20 protein-coding genes, 2 tRNA genes and 1 pseudogene are annotated in these 22,792 nt (G+C 69.3%); 16 read left to right on the top strand and 7 right to left on the bottom strand.

Going from position 1 to position 22,792, the window contains the following annotated elements; translation table 11 throughout:
• Positions 1 to 34: 34 nt before the first annotated feature.
• From yidC to rpmH, 4 genes and pseudogenes are all read right to left on the bottom strand, one after another.
• A complete protein-coding gene (gene yidC, locus BN1056_RS10095) occupies positions 35 to 1,222 on the bottom strand; it encodes a membrane protein insertase YidC (protein ID WP_210580876.1) in 1,188 nt (395 codons plus the stop codon).
• A 215-nt stretch (positions 1,223 to 1,437) separates the two neighbouring features.
• A pseudogene (yidD, locus tag BN1056_RS14790) lies at positions 1,438 to 1,728 on the bottom strand (membrane protein insertion efficiency factor YidD); the annotation flags it as partial.
• Positions 1,725 to 2,117: a ribonuclease P protein component gene (gene rnpA, locus BN1056_RS10085; RefSeq protein ID WP_244671644.1), complete on the bottom strand. Its 393-nt coding sequence runs from the start codon at positions 2,115 to 2,117 to the stop codon at positions 1,725 to 1,727. The pseudogene yidD and the gene rnpA, both read right to left, overlap by 4 nt.
• A gap of 22 nt (positions 2,118 to 2,139) precedes the next feature.
• Complete coding sequence (gene rpmH, locus BN1056_RS10080; protein ID WP_073333441.1) at positions 2,140 to 2,277, bottom strand: 50S ribosomal protein L34; 138 nt, start codon at positions 2,275 to 2,277, stop codon at positions 2,140 to 2,142.
• Between the two features lie 675 nt (positions 2,278 to 2,952).
• Here rpmH and dnaA point away from each other — a divergent pair.
• The 11 genes from dnaA (at position 2,953) to BN1056_RS10025 (ending at position 14,566) form a co-directional block, all read left to right on the top strand.
• A complete protein-coding gene (gene dnaA, locus BN1056_RS10075) occupies positions 2,953 to 4,440 on the top strand; it encodes a chromosomal replication initiator protein DnaA (RefSeq protein WP_210580870.1) in 1,488 nt (495 codons plus the stop codon).
• 583 nt (positions 4,441 to 5,023) lie between these two features.
• Positions 5,024 to 6,157 (top strand): DNA polymerase III subunit beta, encoded by a 1,134-nt coding sequence (gene dnaN, locus BN1056_RS10070; protein WP_210580868.1) that lies wholly within the window; start codon positions 5,024 to 5,026, stop codon positions 6,155 to 6,157.
• A gap of 123 nt (positions 6,158 to 6,280) precedes the next feature.
• Positions 6,281 to 7,498 (top strand): DNA replication/repair protein RecF, encoded by a 1,218-nt coding sequence (recF, locus tag BN1056_RS10065; protein WP_210580866.1) that lies wholly within the window; start codon positions 6,281 to 6,283, stop codon positions 7,496 to 7,498.
• The gene (locus BN1056_RS10060; RefSeq protein ID WP_210580864.1) at positions 7,495 to 8,133 is read left to right on the top strand and encodes a DciA family protein; all 639 of its coding nucleotides are present in this window, start codon (positions 7,495 to 7,497) and stop codon (positions 8,131 to 8,133) included. Before recF ends, BN1056_RS10060 begins: the two co-directional genes overlap by 4 nt.
• A 212-nt stretch (positions 8,134 to 8,345) precedes the next feature.
• A complete protein-coding gene (gene gyrB, locus BN1056_RS10055) occupies positions 8,346 to 10,457 on the top strand; it encodes a DNA topoisomerase (ATP-hydrolyzing) subunit B (protein WP_210580862.1) in 2,112 nt (703 codons plus the stop codon).
• 48 nt (positions 10,458 to 10,505) lie between these two features.
• On the top strand, positions 10,506 to 13,145 hold the full coding sequence (gyrA, locus tag BN1056_RS10050; RefSeq protein ID WP_210580860.1) for a DNA gyrase subunit A: 2,640 nt from the start codon (positions 10,506 to 10,508) through the stop codon (positions 13,143 to 13,145).
• Positions 13,142 to 13,645 (top strand): DUF3566 domain-containing protein, encoded by a 504-nt coding sequence (locus BN1056_RS10045; protein ID WP_210580858.1) that lies wholly within the window; start codon positions 13,142 to 13,144, stop codon positions 13,643 to 13,645. The genes gyrA and BN1056_RS10045 overlap by 4 nt, the downstream gene beginning before the upstream one ends.
• Positions 13,646 to 13,695: 50 nt before the next feature.
• A tRNA-Ile gene (locus tag BN1056_RS10040) sits at positions 13,696 to 13,769 on the top strand.
• A gap of 29 nt (positions 13,770 to 13,798) precedes the next feature.
• Positions 13,799 to 13,933 (top strand): DLW-39 family protein, encoded by a 135-nt coding sequence (locus tag BN1056_RS10035; protein WP_210580856.1) that lies wholly within the window; start codon positions 13,799 to 13,801, stop codon positions 13,931 to 13,933.
• A gap of 3 nt (positions 13,934 to 13,936) precedes the next feature.
• A tRNA-Ala gene (locus BN1056_RS10030) sits at positions 13,937 to 14,009 on the top strand.
• Positions 14,010 to 14,176: 167 nt separating this feature from the next.
• Positions 14,177 to 14,566, top strand: a complete 390-nt coding sequence (locus BN1056_RS10025) for a DUF4342 domain-containing protein (RefSeq protein WP_210580855.1) — start codon at positions 14,177 to 14,179, stop codon at positions 14,564 to 14,566.
• A gap of 1,563 nt (positions 14,567 to 16,129) precedes the next feature.
• Here the strand turns inward: BN1056_RS10025 and BN1056_RS10020 are convergent.
• Together BN1056_RS10020 and BN1056_RS10015 are read right to left on the bottom strand one after the other, a co-directional pair.
• The gene (locus tag BN1056_RS10020) at positions 16,130 to 16,966 is read right to left on the bottom strand and encodes a rhomboid family intramembrane serine protease (RefSeq protein WP_210580853.1); all 837 of its coding nucleotides are present in this window, start codon (positions 16,964 to 16,966) and stop codon (positions 16,130 to 16,132) included.
• Between the two features lie 34 nt (positions 16,967 to 17,000).
• Positions 17,001 to 17,522, bottom strand: coding sequence for a peptidylprolyl isomerase (locus BN1056_RS10015; protein ID WP_273042170.1), 522 nt, complete (start codon positions 17,520 to 17,522; stop codon positions 17,001 to 17,003).
• A 159-nt stretch (positions 17,523 to 17,681) separates the two neighbouring features.
• Between BN1056_RS10015 and BN1056_RS10010 the strand changes: the two genes are divergently transcribed.
• The 5 genes from BN1056_RS10010 (at position 17,682) to BN1056_RS09990 (ending at position 20,869) form a co-directional block, all read left to right on the top strand.
• Positions 17,682 to 18,290 carry a hypothetical protein gene (locus tag BN1056_RS10010; protein ID WP_210580849.1) on the top strand — a complete coding sequence of 203 codons (609 nt, stop codon included), beginning with the start codon at positions 17,682 to 17,684 and terminating at the stop codon, positions 18,288 to 18,290.
• Positions 18,291 to 18,509: 219 nt separating this feature from the next.
• The gene (locus tag BN1056_RS10005; protein WP_210580847.1) at positions 18,510 to 19,370 is read left to right on the top strand and encodes an aldo/keto reductase; all 861 of its coding nucleotides are present in this window, start codon (positions 18,510 to 18,512) and stop codon (positions 19,368 to 19,370) included.
• A gap of 129 nt (positions 19,371 to 19,499) precedes the next feature.
• Entirely contained in the window at positions 19,500 to 19,946 is a 447-nt protein-coding gene (locus BN1056_RS10000) for a cell division protein CrgA (protein WP_210580905.1), read from the top strand.
• A gap of 9 nt (positions 19,947 to 19,955) precedes the next feature.
• Positions 19,956 to 20,714, top strand: a complete 759-nt coding sequence (locus BN1056_RS09995) for a class E sortase (RefSeq protein ID WP_210580845.1) — start codon at positions 19,956 to 19,958, stop codon at positions 20,712 to 20,714.
• The gene (locus tag BN1056_RS09990; RefSeq protein WP_210580843.1) at positions 20,714 to 20,869 is read left to right on the top strand and encodes a hypothetical protein; all 156 of its coding nucleotides are present in this window, start codon (positions 20,714 to 20,716) and stop codon (positions 20,867 to 20,869) included. The genes BN1056_RS09995 and BN1056_RS09990 overlap by 1 nt, the downstream gene beginning before the upstream one ends.
• Before the next feature lie 9 nt (positions 20,870 to 20,878).
• Here the strand turns inward: BN1056_RS09990 and pknB are convergent, their stop codons facing one another.
• Positions 20,879 to 22,705, bottom strand: a complete 1,827-nt coding sequence (gene pknB, locus BN1056_RS09985) for a Stk1 family PASTA domain-containing Ser/Thr kinase (RefSeq protein WP_210580841.1) — start codon at positions 22,703 to 22,705, stop codon at positions 20,879 to 20,881.
• Positions 22,706 to 22,792: the final 87 nt, after the last annotated feature.

Here is a 22,792-nt window from a genome sequence, read left to right as displayed (position 1 = left end):
CTCTCGTGGGTGCCCTGCCTCCGGTGATCCGGACTCAGCGGGGCTTGCGCTTGTTGTTCTTCTTGTTCTTGCCGGCCTGACCCTTGCGCTTGGCGGCCGCCTGCTTGCGGGCCCGAGCACGCCGCTCGTAGCGGCGCCGGGCGATCTCCTCCTGGGTGAGGCCGACGGCGTTGGTGCGCTGGTCGGCGTCGTTGATGTCCGACTCGGTGTCCTCGGGCGCGGTCTTGTCCAGGTTCGCCGCGGTCGAGGCGTTCTGCGGGCGCTTCTTCTGCCGGTCCTTGCGGACGGGCTGGGCCCGCTGCCCGGTGCGGATGGTGCCCTCGGCCTCGGCCTTGGCGCGTTCCTCCTCCTCCAGCGAGGGCAGTCCCTTGCGGGCGCGGCGGGCGTTCTCGCGCGCCCGCATCTTCTTCTCGGCCTCGGATCCCGGTGCCGGCATCTTGCGGATGGTGAAGAACTGCTGCCCCATGGTCCACAGGTTCGTGGTCACCCAGTACACCAGCACGCCGATCTGGAACTGCACGCCGGTGAAGGCGAAGAAGATCGGCATGATCGTCATCATCATGCGCTGGGAGCGCATGGCCGGGTTATCGGAGTTCTTGGTCGCCTCCGGCATGTTCTTCATGCTCAGCTGCGCCATCGTGTACCACTGGGTGACGCTCATCAGGATGATCATCACCACGGTCACCAGCTTGACCGTGACATCGCTGGAGTTCATGAAGGACGCCGACAGCGGCGCACCGAACAGCGTCGAGGCCTGCACCTGCTCGGCCAGGGCGGCCGTCAGCGGGCCGATGGAGTCGTGGTCCGGGTAGGTGCCGGTGGCGACCGCCTCCAGGTTGGCCAGCACGCGGAACAGCGCGAAGAACACCGGCATCTGGATCAGAATCGGCAGGCAGGAGGAGAAGGGGTTGGTGTTGTGCTTGCGGTACAGCGCCATCATCTCCTCCTGCTGGCGCTGCTGCGAGGCGGGGTCCTTCTTGCCCTTGTAGTTCTCCTGCAACGCCTGCAGTTCGGGCTGCATGAGCTGCATGCCGCGGGAGGCGCGAATCTGCTTGACGAACAGCGGCATGATCAGCAGCCGCACGAAAATGGTCAGGCCGACGATCGAGATCACCCAGGCGACGCCGGGCCCATCGGAGAATCCGATGAAGACCAGGAATCGGTGGATGGTGACCATGACCCAGGCGACCGCGACCTTGAGGGGCCACAGGATCGTGTCCATTGCACTCCTTGTTTACGAATTTACGACGCTAACGACGCCGACGGCGCCTGATGGGCTGCCGACCGCCCGGGCGCTATCGGCGCGGGGTGGGCCGGCGGACTTGCGGTGGGGGCGGCGGCGCTAGGCGGTGGCACCCGCTGGCAGCACGCGTCCTTCGGCGTCGGGCGGGGCGCCCGAGCGGGCCGACCATCCGGGCAGTGCTGTGTGTTGGCGGCAAAGCGCGGCACGTCGGGGGGCAGTTGGTAGCGCCACCGCCCCGGGTCGGGGACGTGGTCGACGCCCCCGCGCGTGAGCGGGTTGCAACGCAGTAGCCGCCAGGCGGCCAACACTGTGCCCTTGAGCGCACCGTGCACCTTGATCGCCTCGACGGCGTAGGCGGAGCAGGTGGGGTAGTAGCGGCAGCGGCGCGGCAGAGCCGGGGAGATCCAGCGCTGATACAGGCCCATCAGGGCCAGGGCCGCGCGGGCCGCGGCGGAGGGGAGAGGAGCTTGTGGTGAGGAGGTCATCGACGCCGTCCGGTGTGTGCGAGGTGGCGGCTGCGGGCGAGCAAGCGGTCCAGGTCGGCGGCCAGCTGTTCGCTGGTGGCGCCGTCGGCACCGGCCAGGCCACGCACGACCACACGCGCACCCGGCTCCAACGTGTCCAGGCGCGCGCGCATCAGTGCGCGCACACGCCGCTTGATCCGGTTGCGGTGGGTGGCGCGGGCAACCTGCTTCTTAGAGACGACGACGCCGACGCGGGCCTGCGGTAGCGCGTCTACGGCCCCGGCCGCGTCCGCTTCAGGACGAGAGTCGGGGCCGTAATTCGGTCCGGCGCAGTAGTGCACCACCAGTCGGCGACTGCCGCTGCGCGCACCGGACCTCACTGCGGCGGAGAAGTCCTCCGACCGCAGCATCCGGTGCGCCGCCGGAAGCACCTCAGGCCGCGAGACGGGCGCGGCCCTTGCGGCGGCGCGAGGCCAGAACGGCGCGGCCGGCGCGGGTGCGCATGCGCTTACGGAAGCCGTGCACCTTGGCGCGGTGACGGTTGTTGGGCTGGAAGGTCCGCTTGCTCACGGGTGTTCTCCTGGTGCGATGATCGGAACCGTGCATCGCCAGTCGCGGCACGGTCGCTCGTGTTGGCTGCCCCATGGTCCGGGACGTGACTCCACACGAACGTCCGCACCACCATAGGGGCAGGCTTTCCCCGCGGTCAAACGATTACGGCCGCAATGTGATGAGAACCCGAACACGCCCGACCCACGCTCACCCTGGGCGTACACAGGGCGAGCAGCCGAACCCCTACCTGCCGACCACCCGGCCCCACCCACCCGCGGTGCCGAGCCGTCCACTGACCTTGACGTACGTCCGATGTCCAGCCGTCGGCAGCTTTTCCCAAGCCTGTGAACTACCGGCACCCGCGCCTGTGCACATTCGACGCCGGTGCCGGCCGAGTCCGATGCAACGCAACCCCACCCGTCCCCGACGTCGCGGGGCATGCCTTAGGGCCCGGCGACACCCGCGCCGGGGTGCCATACTCATCCCCAACTGTGGACAAACCTGTGTGCAACTGCCTGTGCAGCGGGCGGCGCGTCCGGGCGTGTGCAACGCACGGCCGACCGACATGCGTTCGGGATCGACTACGGTTCCACTAGCGCATCCGCCCAGCCGGCTTCCAGCCGACCGGGCAATCATCGAAACACCCATCCTCAACCATCGACCAGTTTCCAAACAGTCAGTCAGGAGTCAGCCGTGGCCGACGAAGCGACAGCACAATGGCGCTCGGCCCTCGAAATACTTGCCTCCTCGGCCGAGCTCGGCCAGGGCAAGTTATCCATCATTCGCACGACCCGTGCCGTCGACGTCGACGGCACGCTCGTACTCATCGTCGGTTCCGGGTTCGCCCGGGGCGTCGTCGACGGCTCCCGGGAGTTGATCACCCAGGCGTTGCGCCGGGCCGCCGGCTACGACGTCCCCTTCGAGGTGATCGTCGACACCTCGCTGGAGTCCTCCGCGCCCGTGCTCGCCAATCGGCCCGAGGCGCCCACCACCCACCTGACCGGCCCCGCCGTCGAGCCCTTGCCCGATGCACCCACCCCGGCCGTGACCTCCTCAACCCCACCCGCAGCCGCACCGGCAACCGTCCCCGGCTACATGAGCGGTCCACCCTCCCCGACGGCGGAGCCGCCTAACGCCGACTCGGACCTGAACCCGAAGTACACCTTCGACACCTACGTCACCGGCTCCTCCAACCGACTGCCCCACGCCTCCGCCATCGCGGTCGCCGAGGCACCCGCCAAGGCTTACAACCCCCTGTTCATCTACGGCGGTTCCGGCTTGGGCAAGACCCACCTGCTGCACGCCATCGGCCACTACGCCCGCCGTCTGTACCCCTCCATCCGGGTCAAGTACGTCTCCAGCGAGGAGTTCGTCTCCGACTTCATCGCCTCGGTGGCCGACGGTCGCATGGACGCCTTCAAGCGCCGCTACCGGGAGGTGGACATCCTCCTGGTTGACGACATCCAATTCCTCCAGGGCAAGGAGCAGACGCTGGAGGAGTTCTTCCACACCTTCAACGCTCTGCACACCGCCAACAAGCAGGTGGTGCTCACCTCCGACCAGCCGCCCAAGGCCCTGGGCGGCTTCGAGGAGCGACTGCGCTCCCGCTTCGAGTGGGGCCTGCTGGCCGACGTGCAGCCGCCGGACTTCGAGACCCGCACCGCGATCCTGTCCCGCAAGGCCAGCGCCGAGGGACTCGATCTGCCGGCGGACGTGCTGGAGTACATCGCCAGCCGGGTCACCACCAACATCCGTGAGCTCGAGGGCGCCCTCATCCGGGTGACCGCCTTCGCGTCGTTGACCAAGCAGCCCGTAGATCGCACCCTGGCGGAGCTGGTGCTCAAGGACATCATCACCGACCCGGCCAGCGAGGAGATCACCTCCGCGCTGATCATGGCGCAGACGGCCGACTACTTCGGCATCAGCATCGACGACCTGTGCTCGGCCAACCGGTCGCGCACCATCGTCCACGCCCGCCACATCGGCATGTACCTGTGCCGGGAGCTGACCGACATGTCCCTGCCGCAGATCGGCCGCGAGTTCGGCGGCCGCGACCACACCACGGTGATGAGCGCGGACAAGAAGATCCGCACCCAGATGCCCGAGCGCCGCGAGACCTATAACCACGTCGCCGAGCTGACCGCCCGCATCAAGCAGGCCGCCCAGTCCTCCGCCGGCTGACGCGCCGACACCTCCCCACGGCCTTACAGCCGCGGGGGCGGTCTGACACACGAGTTCGTGCCCTGTTGCGAGCTATTGCACCCTGCTGCGCACGCCGTAGCCGCGTACCAGGGTGCAAAAGCTCGCACTAGAGCTCGTATTAGAAGGGGTCAGGGGGTGTGGACGGTGCTGCGGAACGGCGGTGGACAACGCGGGTGCGGCGTGTGGACTGCCTGGACCGCGTCTGGGGACGCCGACGCGGAGGAACTACACAATCCACCGCCGCGGTCGCGCGTCCACGGAACCACGAATTTGTAATTCCACATCCGCGCGCCGCACCCCGACGCCGCAAACACCGGTTATCCCCAGCATCCACACCACCTACAACCCCTACCAGACTTGTCATTCACCGCGCATCGACTCCGGCCCGCACTTGCACCTCAATTCCCTGCCGAGCCGCCCACGCCCACACTCCGTGTGAACCGGCGCCGACCACGGGCTCCGGGCGCGCGGTGCGTCAACGGGGCTGATGCGTCTACACTCAGCGAAAAACCGCACACACCACGTTTATGCCGGGAGCGCCCGGCCGCCGAGGAGGCACTAAATGAAGCTCAGGGTCGACCGCGACGTCCTCGCCGACGCCGTCACCTGGACCGCACGCTCCGTGCCGGCGCGTCCCCCGGTGCCCGTGCTGGCCGGCGTCCGCCTCGAGGCCACCACCACCTCCCTGATCCTGGCCTCCTTCGACTACGAGGTCTCCGCGCACTGCGAGATTCCCGCCGACGTCGAGGAGGAGGGCGTCGTCCTGGTCTCCGGGCGACTGCTGGCGGACATCGCCAAGTCTCTGCCCGCCAAGCCCGTTGACCTGGAGGTGGAGGGCACCAAGGTCACCGTCACTTGCGGCGCCTCCCACTTCGCACTCGCGGCCATGGCCGCCGACGACTACCCGGCGCTGCCGCAGATGCCCGGCGTGGCTGGAACCGTCGACGCCCACGACCTGGCCCAGGCCGTCTCCCAGGTGTCCGTCGCCGCCTCTCGCGACGAGACCCTGCCGCTGCTGACCAGCGTGCAGATGGAGGTCGACGGCCCCTCCCTGACCCTCATGGCCACCGACCGCTACCGCCTGGCCGTGCGCGAAATGACCTGGCAGCCGCAGGACCCGCAGATGGCCACGCAGGCGCTGCTCAAGGCCCGCACCCTGTCCGACGTCGCCAAGTCCCTGACCTCTACCGGCGACGTGACCATCGCGCTGACCGAAGCCGACTCGGCCGGCTCCAGCCTGATCGGCTTCGAGGCCGGCGGCCGCCGCACCACCAGCCTGCTGACCGACGGCGACTACCCGCCGGTGCTGCGCCTGTTCCCCGAGACCACCACCATTCACGCCACCGTCGGCCGCGAAGAACTCATGAGCGCCGTGCGCCGCGTCAGCCTGGTGGCGGACCGGGCCGCCCCGATCCACATGTCCTTCACCGCCGGGAACCTGGCCCTCGACGCCGGGCAGGGTGACGACGCGCAGGCATCCGAGCAGCTGGTCGCCCACCTGGACGGCGAGGACATCGCCACCGCCTTCAACCCCGCGTACCTGCTCGATGGCCTGGGGGCCATCACCCAGCCGTACGTGCGCTTCGACTTCACCCACCCGTCCAAGCCCGCGGTGCTGACCGGCATGAGCGCCATCGACGGCGAGGAGGACACCTCCTTCCGCTACCTGATCATGCCGATCCGCTTCGGTGCCTGAGGACGGCCCCGGCCCAAATGCTTCCGGCTCTCAGCCGCACCATCCGCCTGTGCGGGGTGACGGTGCGAGGAATCGGTGGTCACACGGTCCCAAGCGTGACTCGTCCACGGGAGGTGAGACGGAATGTACGTCTCTGACCTGGCCCTGGACGACTTCCGCTCCTTCCACCAGCTCGTCCTCACCCTCGAGCCCGGGCCGACGGCGTTCATCGGACCCAACGGACAGGGCAAGACCAACCTGGTGGAGGCGATCGCCTACCTGTCCACCCTGTCCAGTCACCGCGCCGGCACCGACGCGGCCCTGGTACGCCGCACCGCACCCGGCACCCCCCAACCCGCCGGCGCCGTCATCCGCGCCAAGGTGGTCCACGGCGAACGGCCCAGCGTCCTGGAGCTGGAGCTGATCGCCGGGCGCGCCAACCGGGCCCGGCTTAACCGCGCCAACGCCCGCCCCCGCGACCTGCTGGGGATCCTGCGCACCGTCGTCTTCGCCCCGGAGGACCTGGCCCTGGTGCGTGAGCAACCGAGCGTGCGCCGCCGCTTCCTGGACGACCTCGCCGTCACCCTGCGACCCACGCTCGCGGGCGTGCGTGCCGAGCACGACAAGATCCTCGCCCAGCGCGCCAGCCTGCTGAAGTCGGCCCGGGCCGCCCGCGCCTCAACCGCCTCCATGCTCTCCACCCTGGAGGTCTGGGACGCCCAACTGGCCGCGGCGGCCGCCCGCCTGATCGCCGCTCGCATCGACGTCGTGCAGCGGCTGCGCCCCTGGGTGGCCGACTGTTACGGCCGGGTCAGCGAGGGCCGCACCGACGCCCGTATCGCCTACCGCGCCAGCCTGCTGGCCCACGAGGGCGCCGACGAGCCGGACCCGGCCGATGCGGCCGCCGTCCTGGCCGCCGAAGAACCGTTGCGCGACGTGCCGGCCACCGCCGCCCGGCTGGAGGCGGCCATGGGTGAGCTGCATGCCCGCGAGATCGACCGGGGCGCCAACCTGGTGGGCGCCCACCGCGACGAATTGGAACTGTTCCTTGACGCTCTGCCCGCCAAGGGCTTCGCCTCCCACGGGGAGCAGTGGTCGCTGGCCCTGGCGCTGCGTCTGGCCTCCTACGAGATGCTGCGCCACGACGTGGACGCCTACGCCGGCGACGGCGAGCCCGTGCTCATCCTCGACGACGTCTTCGCCTCCCTGGACGACGCCCGCCGTCGCGCCCTGGCCGGGATCGCCGCCGACGCCCAGCAGGTGCTGCTCACGGCCGCCGTCGACGACGACGTGCCCGCGGCCCTGGCGGGAAGACGCTTCCACGTCACCCGCACCGAATCCGGCTCGCAGGTGCAACCGTGACCGAACCCCGCACCCCGGCATCCCCGGACGACGCCGATCCGGCCGACGCACTCGCCGCCCGCGCCCTGGCCCGTGAGCGCGGCCGCGCCTGGGAGGCCGGGCAGACCCGCAGCCGGCTGTCCCGGCAGGCGGCGGACGCCGACGGCGTGGCCGCCTGGGACCAGCGCCGTCGGCGCCCGGGCCGGGACGCCGAGGCGGGCGGCGCCGACAGTGCCGATATGGACCGTGGCCCCGGACTGCCGCCCGGCCGCGACCGGCCCGGTCCCACCCGCTTCGACCCGCGCACCGGCAAACAAGACCTGCGCCGCTACGCCGAGCGGCACGGCTGGGCCTCCAAACTGGCCATGGCGTCGGTGGCGGTGCGCTGGCGGGAGATCGTCGGCGAACAGATCGCCGAGCACGCCGTCATCGAGCGTTTCGAACCCGGCCGCCTGACCCTGCGCGCCTCCTCCAGCGCCTGGGCGCAGCAGCTGCGGCTACTGCTGCCCGGCATCGAACGCCAGGTGGAGCAGGCCCTGGGCCGGGACGGCGGCGCCGTCGAAATTCGCATCCTGGGCCCGGCCGGCCCCACCTGGCGGCACGGTCGCTTCGGTGCCGCCCGCGGCGGCCGCGGCCCACGCGATACCTACGGGTGATCTACCGGGTGACGTTGCCCACGTCGCGATTGGCGCCATGACGCCCGAAACCGGAGTCGAACACGGTAGAATCGGCGCGGAAATGCCCATGGTGCGCCCAAGGCCATGCACCAGGTACCCACCTACACGCGCCGGGTCCCAAGCCCGAATTCCGGCGCCTGGGTGCCCGCATGGGAGTCAGCCCGGCGCACATGACGAGGAGCAACTGATACGTGTCTGACCTGGATCAGCCTGTGACCACAAGCAGCAATGCCGGCAGCGTCGAGCCTACCGCCGCGCCCGCCCCGGAGGCCGACACCGGCGCGACAACCCGCACCGAGCACGGCTACGACGCCGGCGACATCACCGTCCTGGAGGGCCTGGAGGCGGTCCGCAAGCGCCCCGGCATGTACATCGGCTCCACCGGTGAGCGCGGCCTGCACCACCTGGTCTACGAGGTGGTGGACAACGCCGTGGATGAGGCGCTGGCCGGCTACTGCGACCACATCGAGGTCACGATCCAGGCGGACGGCGGTCTGCGCGTGGTCGACAACGGCCGCGGCATCCCCGTCGACGAGCACCCCACCGAGCACAAGCCCACCGTCGAGGTGGTCATGACCATCCTGCACGCCGGCGGCAAGTTCGGCGGCGGCGGCTACGCCGTGTCCGGTGGTCTGCACGGGGTGGGCATCTCCGTGGTCAATGCCCTGTCCACCCGCGTGGACACCGAGGTGCGCCGCCAGGGCTACGTGTGGCGCATGAGCTTCGGCGACGGCGGCCGTCCACTGACCCCGTTGGAGCGCGGCGAGGCCACCGACGTCACCGGCACCACCCAGACCTTCTACCCGGACCCGGCCATCTTCGAGACCACCGTCTTCGACTACGAGACCCTGCGCCGTCGCTTCCAGCAGATGGCCTTCCTGAACAAGGGCCTGCGCATCACCCTGACCGACGAGCGCGAGGGCGTGACCGACTCCGGGGATGAGATCACCGGCGACGAACTGGGCACCGCCGACGACCCGGTCAAGGGGCACCGGTCCGTCACCTACTGCTACGAGCACGGTCTGCGCGACTACGTGGCCTTCCTGAACCGCTCCAAGAAGGTCGAGCTGATCCACCCCGAGATCATCGACTTCGAGGCCGAGCAGGACCTCGGCGACGGGCGTGCCATCAGCCTGGAGATCGCCATGCAGTGGACCGCCGCCTACTCCGAGTCCGTCCACACCTACGCCAATACCATCAACACCACCGAGGGCGGCACCCACGAGGAGGGCTTCCGCACCGCACTGACCACCCTGGTCAACAAGTACGGGCGCGAGAAGGGCCTGATCAAGGACAAGGACGACAACCTCACCGGTGAAGACATCCGTGAGGGCCTGACGGCCGTCATCTCCGTCAAGCTCACCGACCCGCAGTTCGAGGGCCAGACCAAGACCAAGCTCGGCAACACCGAGGCCCGCACCTTCGTGCAGCAGACCGTCTACGCCCGGCTCGGCGACTGGTTGGACTCCCACCCCGCCGACGCCAAGGCGGTGCTGACCAAGGCCTCCCAGGCGGCCGCCGCCCGCATGGCCGCCCGCAAGGCCCGCGAGGCCACCCGCCGCAAGGGCGTGCTGGAGTCCGCCTCCATGCCCGGCAAGCTGCGCGACTGCTCCTCCCGCAACGCCGAGGAGTGCGAGATCTTCATCGTCGAGGGCGACTCGGCCGGCGGCTCCGCCGTCGGCGGGCGCGACCCCGAGCACCAGGCCATCATGCCGATCCGCGGCAAGATCCTTAACGTGGAGAAGGCCCGCCTGGATAGGGCCCTGTCCTCGGACACGATTCGCTCCCTGATCACCGCCTTCGGCACCGGCATCGGCGAGGACTTCGACATCTCCAAGCTGCGCTACGGCAAGATCGTCATCATGGCGGACGCCGACGTCGACGGTCAGCACATCGCCACCCTGCTGCTGACCCTGTTGTTCCGCTACATGCGCCCCCTGATCGAGCAGGGCCACACCTACATCGCCATGCCGCCCCTGTACCGGCTCAAGTGGGTCGGCACCGAGCACGAGTTCGCCTACTCCGACGCCGAACGCGACCAGCTGCTCAAGGCCGGCGCCGAGGCGGGCCGCCGCCTGCCCAAGGAGGGCGGGATCCAGCGCTACAAGGGCCTGGGCGAGATGAACGACCACGAGCTGTGGGAGACCACCATGGACCCGGCCAACCGGATCCTCAAGCAGGTCACCCTGGACGAGGCCGCCGACGCCGACGAAACCTTCTCCATCCTCATGGGGGACGACGTCGAGCAGCGCCGCTCCTTCATCCAGCGCAACGCCGCCGACGTCCGCTTCCTGGACATCTGATCCGGCCGCCCCCACGTACCGCAACTAACGCAGAAGCAAAGGAAATTCGTGAGCGACGAGACCACCGAGCTCCCCGCCCTGGAGCCGACCGGAGACCGCATCCACCCGGTCGACCTGCAGATGGAGATGCAGCGCTCCTACCTCGACTACGCCATGAGCGTGATCGTCGGGCGCGCCCTGCCGGATGTGCGCGACGGACTCAAGCCGGTTCACCGCCGCGTCCTGTACGCCATGTACGACGGCGGCTACCGCCCGACCGCCTCCTTCTCCAAGTCCTCCCGCGTGGTGGGCGAGGTCATGGGTAACTACCACCCGCACGGTGACGCCGCCATCTACGACGCGCTCGCCCGCCTGGTGCAGTGGTGGTCACTGCGCTACCCGCTGGTGGCCGGGCAGGGCAACTTCGGCACCCCCGGCAACCTGGGGCCGGCCGCACCCCGTTACACCGAGTGCAAGATGGCGCCCCTGGCCATGGAGATGGTCCGCGACATCGACGAGGAGAGCGTCGACTTCCAGGACAACTACGACGGCCGCAACCAGGAACCCGTCATCCTGCCCTCGCGCTTCCCCAACCTGCTGGTCAACGGCTCCGAGGGCATCGCGGTGGGTATGGCCACCCGCATCCCCCCGCACAACCTGCGCGAGGTCGCGGCCGGCGTGCAGTGGTTCCTGGACCACCCCGAGGCCTCCCGTGAGGAGCTGCTGGAGGCGCTGATTCAGCGCATCCCCGGCCCCGACTTCCCGACCGGCGCCACCATCCTGGGCCGACGCGGCATTGAGGACGCCTACCGCACCGGCCGCGGCTCGATCACGCAGCGGGCGGTGGTGAACGTCGAGGAGATTCAGGGCCGCCAGTGCCTGGTGGTCACCGAGCTGCCCTACCAGGTCAACCCCGACAACCTGGCCGACAAGATCGCCCAGTTGGTGCGCGACGGGCAGATCGGCGGTATCGCGGACATCCGCGACGAGACCTCCGGCCGCACCGGTCAGCGCCTGGTGATCGTGCTCAAGCGCGACGCGGTCGCGAAGGTGGTGTTGAACAACCTCTACAAGCGCACCCAGCTGCAGGACAACTTCCCCGCCAACATGCTGGCCCTGGTCGACGGCGTGCCCCGCACCCTGTCCCTGGACGGCTTCGTGCGCCACTGGGTGAACCACCAGATCGACGTGATCGTGCGCCGCTCCCAGTACCGGCTGCGCAAGGCCGAGGAGCGGCTGCACATCCTGCGGGGCCTGCTCAAGGCGATCGACGCCCTCGACGCCGTCATCGACCTGATCCGTCACTCGCCCACCACCGATGAGGCGCGCACCGGCCTGATGGAGCTGCTCGGCGTCGACGAGGCTCAGGCCGAGGCCATCCTCTCCCTGCAGCTGCGCCGCCTGGCCGCCCTGGAGCGCCTCAAGATCCAGCAGGAGTCCGACGAGTTGACCGCCCGCGTGGCCGACCTGAAGGACATCATCGCCGACCCGGCCCGCCAGCGCCGCATCGTCTCCGAGGAGCTGGCCGAGATCGTCGACAAGTACGGCGACGATCGCCGCACCAAGATCCTGCCCTTCGACGGGGAGATGAGTGCCGAGGACCTGATCCCCGAGGAGGAGGTCGTCGTCACGATCACCCGCTCCGGCTACGCCAAGCGGACCCGCACCGACGCCTACCGCTCCCAGCACCGCGGCGGCAAGGGCGTGCGCGGCGCCGCCCTGCGGGAGGACGACGTGGTGGACCACTTCTTCGTCACCTCCACCCACAACTGGCTGCTGTTCTTCACCAACCTGGGCCGCGTCTACCGCGCCAAGGCCTACGAGCTGCCCGAGGGCGGCCGCGACGCCAAGGGGCAGCACGTGGCCAACCTGCTCGCCTTCCAGCCGGGCGAGGAGATCGCCCAGGTGATGGAACTGGGCGACTACCAGCAGGCCGACTACCTGGTGCTGGCCACCCGCCGCGGCCTGGTTAAGAAGACCCGCCTGACCGAGTACGACTCCAACCGGTCGGCGGGGCTGATCGCCATCAACCTGCGTGAGGATGCCGACGGCAACCCCGACGAACTGGTCTCCGCCGCGCTGCTGTCCGCCGGGCAGGACCTGCTGCTGGTCTCCCGGCACGGCCAGGCCCTGCGCTTCACCGCCGACGACGCCACCCTGCGCCCCACCGGCCGCGCCACCAGCGGCGTAACCGGCATGCGCTTCCGCGATGGCGACTCGTTGCTGGCCATGGACGTGGTGGACCCCGCCTGGGAGGACGCCGATCTGTTCGTCGTCACCGAGGGCGGCTACGCCAAGCGCACCCTGGCCACCGACTACCCGGTCAAGGGCCGGGGCGGCCTGGGCGTGAAGGTCGCCGACCTGGTGGAGGAGCGGGGCGACCTCGTGGGCGCCCTGACCACCGCCCCCACCGATGAGGTCATGTGCATCATGGCCTCCGGGAAGGTGGTGCGCAGCGCCGTCGCCGAGGTCTCCCGCACCGGCCGCAACACTCGCGGCGTCACCTTCGCCAAGCCCGACGCGGGCGACCGCATCATCGCCGTCGCCCGCAACGCCGAGGATGAGCTCGATGGCGACGACGAGGAATCGGCCTCGGCGCCGTCGGCCGACTCGGCGGAGCAGGCGGCGGCCGAATCCGGAGTGGACGCTGCGGGTGAGGGTGCCGACGCGGTATCGTCTGAGGACGACGAGAGTGAGGTCCAGGCATGAGTCAGCCGGAGTCCTTCCCGCCCGCCACGGGCGGACCGACACAGTCCCCCGCGGCCGCGCCCGAGCCGGCCGCCCCCGCCGCGAGCCAGCAGAGCCCCAATCAGCCCAAGCCGGCCGCCAAGACCATTGCGGGGCCGCGCCGTGTGCGGCTCGCCCTGACCCGCATCGACCCGTGGTCGGTGATGAAGGCGTCCTTCCTGCTGAGTGTTGCGGCCGGCATCATGCTGGTGGTGGCCGCCGCCTTCGTGTGGTTCATGTTGGACGCCATGCACGTGTTCTCCACCATCCAAGACCTGCTGAGCACCATCATGGACTCGAGCTACAACGCCTACTCGGCGCTGCTGGAGTACATGAAGTTCTCCCGGGCCATCTCCATGGCCACCGTCATCGCCGTCGTCAACATCATCCTGACGACCGCGCTGGCCACGATCGGCGCGTTCCTGTACAACATCACGGCCGCGCTCGTCGGTGGGGTTCATCTCACACTCGCAGATGAGTGATCGCATTTGGATGCTGGCGACTCGGTAGGTTAGTCTCTTCCGCGTCGCAAGGGCCTATAGCTCAGTTGGTTAGAGCGCATCCCTGATAAGGATGAGGTCGCTGGTTCAAGTCCAGCTAGGCCCACCGCCCGCGGTGGAACGTGAGGAGGCTTCATGAAGAGCCGAACGCTCGTACTGGCCGCGGTTTTTTCATGCCTCGGGGTGGCCGGCTACGCCGCCTGGCTGAAGCTGGCGGCCAACCGCGCGGAGCGGGCCGCCTGGGCGGAGGTCACCGACCCCATCGCATGACCGGGGGCCATGGCGCAATTGGTAGCGCACCTGCTTTGCAAGCAGGGGGTTACGGGTTCGAGTCCCGTTGGCTCCACTCATTCCTCCCGGCCGAGCACATCGGGACCGGCGATACCCCGGGACACTGTTAACGGCGTGTCCGGCGGCGAACCTCGGTGATATTGCACGACCCCGGGGGTGCTCGGGGATGAATCAGGGCGCTTCCCCATGGTGCCGGCGCTTCGGTCGCGTCAGACTTGAGGCATGAGCACAGATTCTCATGGGTTCTCCTCCGGTACCAACCACAACCCCGGTCCGGATTCGGCGGGCGGCGCACCGCGCACCGTCGTCGACTGGATTACCGTGGCCGGTGACCAGTTGATCGCCACCATCAAGCAGCTCGTGGCAGACGGGAACGTCCGCCGGGTGATCCTGCGCGACTCCTCCGGCAGAGAGTTCCTCAGCGTGCCCCTGACGGCCAGCGCGGTGGTCGGCGGTATCACGGTGCTGGCGGCGCCGGTTCTCGCCGCCATCGGCGTCATCGCCGCCATGGTCGCCGAGGTCACCCTGGAGGTGGAGCGCACCGACGTCGACGGTGTGAATGAGTCCGAGGACGGCACGCCGCCGCCGTCGAGCCCTGACCCGGAGGTGTAGATACCCGCCGCAGCGGTGTCGATTGGCCCGCGGGCGCGCACCCTGGAAAGGCCGCGGGCGGATCGCGCGCTGTCGGTCCGGCACCGACCCGATCGGCGCGAGTACGACCCCATCGGCCTGAGTACGACCGGCGTTTGCCGAAACCGTCCTGGTGCGCCCGAAATCTTCGCGGACGTGTGCTTTAGCCCGGCGGCGTGCGGAGGCGGTGCCTTTGCACGACCCTGGGCGACACTGCACGACCTCGGTGTGTGTTGCACGACCCGGGGGTGGTCGTGCAACACACACTAAGGTCGTGGAACGCGGCCCGAGGTCGTGCGGAGTACATAGGGGGCGAGATGAGCGTCAGTCCGCCCGAAGATCTCCTCTCGCGCCTAGCCACGACCTCGCGCGGTACCCGCCGCGACCCTCAAGTCGGAAACGCCGCGTCGATGGTTTCGGGCGTGGCTGGCCAGAATCCACTGCGGGCCGTGATGCCGTTCGGCGTGTGAGTGCTGCTCCACAGGCGGTGCCGATTCGCGTGCACAGGTCGGAACCGGAACACTCCCCACGGTGTGGATGACCGGCTTTTCGGCGGAAGTATGCGCATCTGGCGGCATCATCCCCAGCTGTGCGCAACTCTGTGGAGAACCACATCGGTGTGTTTCCCCAGGAGTGTCCACAGGTGTGGAGGAATGACAGGGATGTGCTTCCCCAGAATCCACAGCGATGAGTTCGGGTGTGGAAAATGCGATCGGCGGTGCAGGCGCTCATTCGGGCACGAGCCCGTCCCCTATACATGCGTTCATCTCTTACGTACGCGTTTTGCGGCGGTCCCCGTACTCAGCATCCGGAATACTCCAAAGACGGGCTGTTCGTGTGCGGATGGGTGACGGTTCGTACGTTGCGGTCGAAGATTCGGCACTTCTTGCGACGGTTCGTGGGGTAGGTGTACGAACCGTCGCCGTCCATGCCGAACCGTTGCTGCTACCTGACGAACCGTCACCGGAACACACGAACCGTCCGCTCCCCGACGCCGCCCTCCGCCGGCCCGAGGACGTTCCCGCTGGCCCGAGAACGTCCTCATCGGCCAAAACGTCCTCATCAGCCCGAAACCCTCCCGAATGTGGAGGGTTTCGGGCCGACGAGGACGTTTTCGGCAAACCGGCACCCGCCGAACACGACCTCATACGCCCGACAACGACCTCCCAAACACGGCTTTTCCAGCCCGACAACGACCTCCCGCGTCCGAACACGACCTCGCCAACCCGAAAACGACCACCTGGCGGGCCGGTTCTCGTCAAACAGAGCCCCTAACACGACCACCACACCACCAGCCGCGCCCAACCCGCCGCACCCACAAGTACGAACAGCTACGCGGGATGGCGGTGGACCGGGCCCTTGCGCCGATGCCGGAACAGCTACGCGTACGTGGGGCGGGAACTCGTACGTGTGATGACGCCGTAGAGGTGCCGAGGTGGTGCCGAGCAACGACCAGGGGCCCGAGAGCCTGCACCAGCTGGAACGGCATCCGGGTCTGGGTTACCAGGTGTCCGCAGGGGCGCGGGTCGGCGGCTGGTCTTGCGACTACACCAGGAGAATGCGGGCGGCGGCCAGGGCCACCAGGAGCACGGCCACGCCGACGGTCCCCCACGCGCCCACGGCGGTGCGGCGCTCCCGCGGCGCCCAGGCGTAGATCGCGGCCAGGAGCAGGCCGGTGAGAAAACCGCCCAGGTGTCCCTGCCAGGAGATGTTGGTTCCCAGCACCGAGATCAACACATTGATCACGAGCAGGCCCACGATGGTCGAAGTATCGCGCCCGAAGCGCCGCTGGATGACGAATACGGCCGCGAACAGCCCGAAGATGGCGCCGGACGCACCCACTGTCCCGGAGATCCACGATGTCGAGTTCGGTGATGCCAGCCAGTAGATCGCCGTCGAGCCGCCGAGCGCACTCAGGGCAGTCAGGCAGATGAATCTCCAGCGCCCCAGCAGCGGCTCGAGGGTATTGCCGAGCACCCACAGTGCCCACATGTTCAGGCCAAGGTGTGCCAGCGAACCGTGAAGCAGGGCCGTGGACAGGAAGCGCCACGGTTGAGTCGCCGCGAGTGCGGGCACGAAGTCGAACCAGCCGGTGATTGCCGGGTAGACCAGCTGCCCCACGTACACGATCACGCAGGCGCCCACCAGGATTTTGGTCACCAACGCGTCGGCCACCGGGCGGCCGCCCAGGGCGGTGCGAACGCCGCGACGACCGGAACTGGACCGGCGGGCGCAGTCCACGCAGTGGATGCCGACGGCGCTGGGTACTTGGCACTCAGGGCACGCCGGGCGGCCGCAGCGCTGACAGCGCACATAGGCCACCCGATCCGGGTGCCGCGGGCAGACGGGAGGGGCGCCGACCTGCGGGTTCGAATCGGTCATGAATCGCTCCCGTCTCGACGACGCTGGACCCGCCTCACCGCTGAATGGTGACGGAGGTGATAACCACGTCCTGAAGCGGACGGTCGCGCGGGTCCGTGGGCACGGCCGAGATGGCGTCCACGACCCGGCGGGAGGCGTCGTCGGCCACGGCGCCGAAGATCGTGTGCTTGCCCTGCAGCCACTCGGTGGGGGCGGTGGTGATGAAGAACTGGGAGCCGTTGGTGCCCTTGCCCAGGCGCCGGCCGGCGTTGGCCATGGCCAGGACGTAGGGGGCGGCGAAGGTCAGCGAGGGGTCGATCTCGTCATCGAAGACGTAGCCGGGGCCGCCCGTGCCGGTGCCCAGCGGGTCGCCGCCCTGGATCATGAAACCGGGGATCACTCGGTGGAAGACGACGCCCTCGTACAGCGGGGCGTTGGACTGCGCGCCGGTGCGCGGGTCGGTCCAGGTCTTCTCACCGGTGGCCAGGCCAACAAAGTTGGAGACGGTCTGCGGCGCCTGCTCGGGGTACAGCTCGAGTCGGATGTCGCCGAGGTTGGTGTGGAGTGTCGCTTCGATGGTCGCTTCCATGCCCGCATCGTCGCACGGGAGAGCGGGAGGATCCCGGGACCCGGTGTTCACCCCAGGCAGAACGGCACCCAGCTTCGTGGGTGCGACCTGCGTTACAGTGCCACCATTGAGGTGAACCACCTCATCGTTCCGAGCAGGGAGACCGAAATGGCTTACATCCTCGACAAGAAGATCGACCTCGATCAGGCCCGCCAGGAGGCGACCACGCTCGCGGACAGCCTGGCGGCTCAGGCCGGCCGTGCCGCCGGCTGGGCGGCGCCTCGCGTCAACCGCGCCCGGGAGGAGTTCGTCAAGGCCGCCAAGGAGGCGCAGTTGCGCGCGCAGCCGGTCGTCGAGGAGGCGCGCACCCGGGTGGTGGAGGAATATGTTCCCGCCGCCCAGCGCGCCGCCGAGGGCGCTCGCGTGCGGGTGATCGAGGAGTACGTCCCCGCCGCCCAGCGCGCCGCCCTAGCCGCCCAGGAGGCCGCCAACACCGAGGGCACGCTGACCGAGCGCGCCCAGCGCATCGCCGTCGCCGCCAAGGAAGCGGCGCTGACACCGGAGGTACCAGTGAAGAAGAAGCACCCCGTTCTCAAGACGTTCTGCTGGCTCGCCGTCGCCGGCTGCGCCGCGGGCGCCGCCTACGTGGTCTGGCGCCGCAGCCAGCCCGTGGAAGACCCCTGGGCCGAGGAGTACTGGGCCGACTCCACCGACGAGCCGACCCCCGCGGCCGAGGAGAAGCCGTCGGAGGCGCCCGAGCCGCCCGCGGCCGAGTAGCGCGTCGGCCCGGGCCGGCGGCATTGAGTCGCTGACCCGCGCGAGCGTCGTGCACCGGCGCCGCCCGCAGCCTCACAACGGCGCCCACCCGCCACGTCCTGGCCGGTGGGCGCCGTCGTGCGTCCGGACCGCCCCGTCCGCCGACGCCGTGGCCTCGGTCCCGCAGTTCCGCCACCAGGGGTGTAGCCGTGCTCACGCCGGCGTCGCTAGGCTGGCGGCATGAGCACCGCCCTTCCCGCAAAGGCTCTGACGCTCCGCCAGGGCACGTCTGGAACCGAACCCGTCGCCATCCCCCAGCTCGGATTCGGCACCTACAAGGTCACCGGTCCCGACGCCGAGCGTGCCGTCACCGCCGCCCTCGCGGTCGGCTACCGGCATATCGACACCGCCCAGATGTACGGCAACGAGGCCGGCGTCGGTCGGGCCCTGGCGGCCTCCGGCATTCCGCGCGAGCAGCTGTGGATCACCTCAAAGCTCAACAACCCCAACCACCGGCGTGACGACGCCCTGCGCAGCTTTGACGCGACCATGGCGGACCTGGGCCTGGACGTGTTGGACCTGTTCCTGGTGCACTGGCCGCTGGCCGCCTCACCCGGCATCGACCTGGTGGACACCTGGCGCACCATGATCGAGATCCTCAACTCCGGGCGCGTGCGCGCCATCGGCGTATCCAACTACCAGCCCGAGCACCTGCACACCATCATCGACGCCACCGGAGTCACCCCCGCCGTCAACCAGATCGAACTGCACCCCTACCTGAACCAGACCGAGCTGCGCGCCGTCGACGACGAACTCGGCATCATCACCGAATCTTGGTCACCGCTGGGCCGCGGCCGGGTACTGGATGACCCCGAGTTGGCGCGCCTGGCCGCAGAACTGGACGTCACCCCCGCCCAGGTCATCATCCGCTGGCACCTGCAGCACGGATTGGTGGTCATCCCCAAGACCACGCATCCCGAGCGCATGCGCACCAACGCCGACGTCTTCGGCTTTGAGCTCACCGAGGCACAGATGGCCGCCGTCGACGCCCTGGACCGTGGCCTGCGCACCGGCTCCCACCCCGACCGGGTGCAGATCTGAGCCGTTGAGCCGACCGCGCTTCCGCCCGCCGCGGCGGATCAACCGGCGTGCGCCCGGTAATCGCTTAGGCTAGGGTCCAGCAAGCTTGAAGTTGCGAGCCGCCGTCGTGGCCCGGTGACCAGTGAGGAGATGCGCGTGGCGCAGACGCAGGATGAGACGGACCGGGGCTCCGGAAAGGCCGCCGACAAGACCAAGGTCAAGGCCGGGTCGAAGCTCAAGCCGAGGGGCAGGTCCGACGACGCCAAGCACCCCCGCCCGGAGCGATCCGGCAACCCGGCCAAGCGCGCCGCCGCGGAGCGGGCCCGCATGGAGGAGTCCCGGGCCGCCGCCAACCGGGTCTCCCGCGTGCCCCGGAAGGTCAAGGAGACGGGCTCGCCCCGCTGGTACGCGCCGGTGATGGTCACATTCCTGGTGGTGGGCCTGCTGTGGGTGGTGGTCACCTACCTGTTCAAGGGCGCCTATCCGCTGCCGTACTTCGTGGAGAACCACGCCAGCGACTGGCTGGTGAACGGCAACCTTTACCTCGGCTTCGCCATCATGCTGGTCGGCTTCCTCGGCCTGCTGCGCTGGAAGTAACGGAGCATTATGACGGCGAGGCGCAGGCGGCACGCCCGGCGGCGACGGAGCGTAGTCAACTCGCTCCTGCTCGGGCTCGGGGAGCTGCTGATCACCGCCGGCTTGGTGGTCGCGCTGTTCCTGGTGTGGCAGCTGTGGTGGACCGGCCTGGACGCCACCGCGAAGGCCGACGCCGTCGCCGCCGACTTCACCCAGACCCAGGTCGACTCTCCGAACGTAGAGGGCACCCGCCACTACGACGACCCGCCCGAGGTGGCCCCGGTCGGCTACGGGGAGGTGATCGGCATGCTGGTTGTCCCCAAGTGGTACGGCATCACCAACAACAACATGCCGATCCTGGAGGGCATCGGTGCCGACGTGCTCGACCAGGCCGCCGCCGGTCACTATCCCGACACCCAGCAGCTGGGCGCCGTCGGCAACTTCGCCATCGCCGGCCACCGCCGCACCAACGGCAACTCCTTCCGTCGCATCGACCTGCTGGAGGAGGGCGACGAGGTCATCGTCGCCACCAGGGACACCTGGTACGTGTACACGGTTACCAGTCATGAGATCGTCGCGCCGACCGACGTGGACGTCATCGCACCGGTGCCCGGCCGGCCCGGCGAGGCCCCCACCGAGCGCATGCTGACCATGACCACCTGCCACTCCCTGACCGTCGGCGAGTGGGGCAACGACCACCGCTGGATCACTCACGCCAAGTTCGAGTATTGGATGGAACGCTCCGAGGGCCGCCCGGCCTCCGTGCTGAACGACGAGGGGGTCAACTGATGTACGGATGGATCTGGCGTCACCTGCCCGGGCCGGCCTGGCTGCGCGCCCTCGAGGCGCTCATCCTCGCGGCGGCCGTGGTGCTGTTCCTGTTCGAGGTCGTCTTCCCCTGGGCCAACGAGGTCTGGAACCTGTCCGGCGAGGCGACCGTCTAGCTCGGGCCGCTAGCCCTCGTTGCCGTCCTTGCCGTTGTCGGCAGAGCCGGAGGTGTCTGCGTCCGTCGCCTGCTGCGTCGGCTCGGTGGTGGCAGGCGCCTCATAGGTGTAGTGAGTGACGGTCAGCGTCACGGAGCTGTTCGCGTCAACGCTGGAGCCCTCGCTCGGGTCCACGGCGGTGACAAGGTACTGGCCGTCCTTGCTCTCATCGTCGGTGGTTTCCTCCACCGTGGAGCTGTTGTAGGTCAGGCCCGCCGCCGTGATCGCGGACTGCGCCTCCTCCTGTGACAGGCCCACCACGCTGGGCACGGTGGTCTTCCCGGAGGACACCACCAGGGAGACCGACGAGCCGCGCTCAACCGAGGTGCCCGCCACCGGGTCGGTGCGGATGACCGCACCGGAGGCGACCTCGGTGGAGTCCTCGGTGGTCACATCGCCCACGGTCAGGCCCGCGTCGGTGATCGCCGTGCGCGCGTCGGCCTGGGACTGCCCGGACACGTCGGGCACGTCCACCATGGCCGAGCCGGAGGAGAAGTGCACGGTGACCGTCGACCCCAGCAGCACGGAGGTGCCCTCACCCGGGTCGGTGGATACCGCCAGGCCCGCGTCGATCGTGTCGGAGTTGACGTCGTCGCCCTTCTCGTAAACCAGGCCCAGACCCTCAATGGTGGACTGGGCTGCGGTCTCGCTCATCCCGGACACGTCCGGCACGGCCACCGCCGTCGGTGAGGCCGACGGCGTCGGCGTGGTGCCCCCGCCACCCAGGTTTCCGGAGGCGTACAGGCCCAGCAGCGTGCCCAGGGCGATCAGGGCGACCAGCACGAGCGCCCACACCCACCAGCGGCGGCGCGGCTCGTCCTCTTCCTCCGCGGCCGTCTGCTCCTGCGGGGAGGGGGCCGCCGCGGCGGCCTCGGCCTCCTGCGGGAGCACGGTGGTGGCCGCCCAGGTGTCGGTGGCCGGAGCGGCCACATCCAGGCCGCGCGCGGCCGCCAGCAGGTCCGCCCGCATGTGGGCGGCATCCTGATAGCGGTCGTCCCGGTTCTTGGCCAGGGCCTTGAGCACCACCCGGTCCAGGGAGTCGGGGATGTCCGCCGCGATCGACGACGGCGGCTTGGGGATCTCCCGCACGTGCTGGTAGGCGATCGCCACCGCGGAGTCGCCGGTGAACGGCGGCTGGCCGGTCAGCAGCTCGTACAGCAGGCAGCCGGTGGAGTACAGGTCGCTGCGGGCGTCAACCACCTCGCCGCGGGCCTGCTCGGGGGACAGGTACTGGGCGGTGCCGACCACGGCGTGCGTCTGGGTGACGGTGGCGGCGGAGTCCTCCACCGCGCGGGCGATGCCGAAGTCCATGACCTTCACGGCGCCGGCCTGGGTCAGCATGATGTTGCCGGGCTTGATGTCGCGGTGCACGATGCCGGCCCGGTGGGAGTACTCCAGGGCGTCAAGCACGCCGGTGGTGATCTCCACGGCCTCGGAGATGGGGACGGCCTCGCCCTCACCCAGCAGTTCGCGCACCGTGTGCCCCTCCACGTACTCCATGACGATGAAGGGGACCACGCGGCGGGTGCCGTCGGGCTGGGTCAGCTCCTCCTCACCGGAGTCGTACACGGCCACGATCGACGGGTGGTTCAGTGCGGCCGCCGACGTCGCCTCCCGGCGGAAGCGCGCCTGGAAGGTCGGGTCACCGGCGATGTCCGAGCGCAGCAGCTTGATGGCGACGATCCGGCTCAGGCGTGTGTCATAGCCGAGGTGCACCTCGGCCATGCCGCCGCGGCCGATGAGCTCGCGGAGCTCATAACGTCCGGCAAGCATCTGCTGAGGGGACTGAATCGTCACAGTGCCTCCTTTGAAGAGGTGGTGGACACGACCGCATGATCACGGGAGGCGCCCGGGTGCGCTGAAGCAAGGGTACCTGCCGCCACC

This window comes from Actinomyces succiniciruminis (genome assembly GCF_900002405.1).
GTDB lineage: Bacteria > Actinomycetota > Actinomycetes > Actinomycetales > Actinomycetaceae > Actinomyces > Actinomyces succiniciruminis.
Note: the sequence above shows the minus strand (reverse complement) of the source record. Positions and strands in the feature narration are given on the sequence as shown.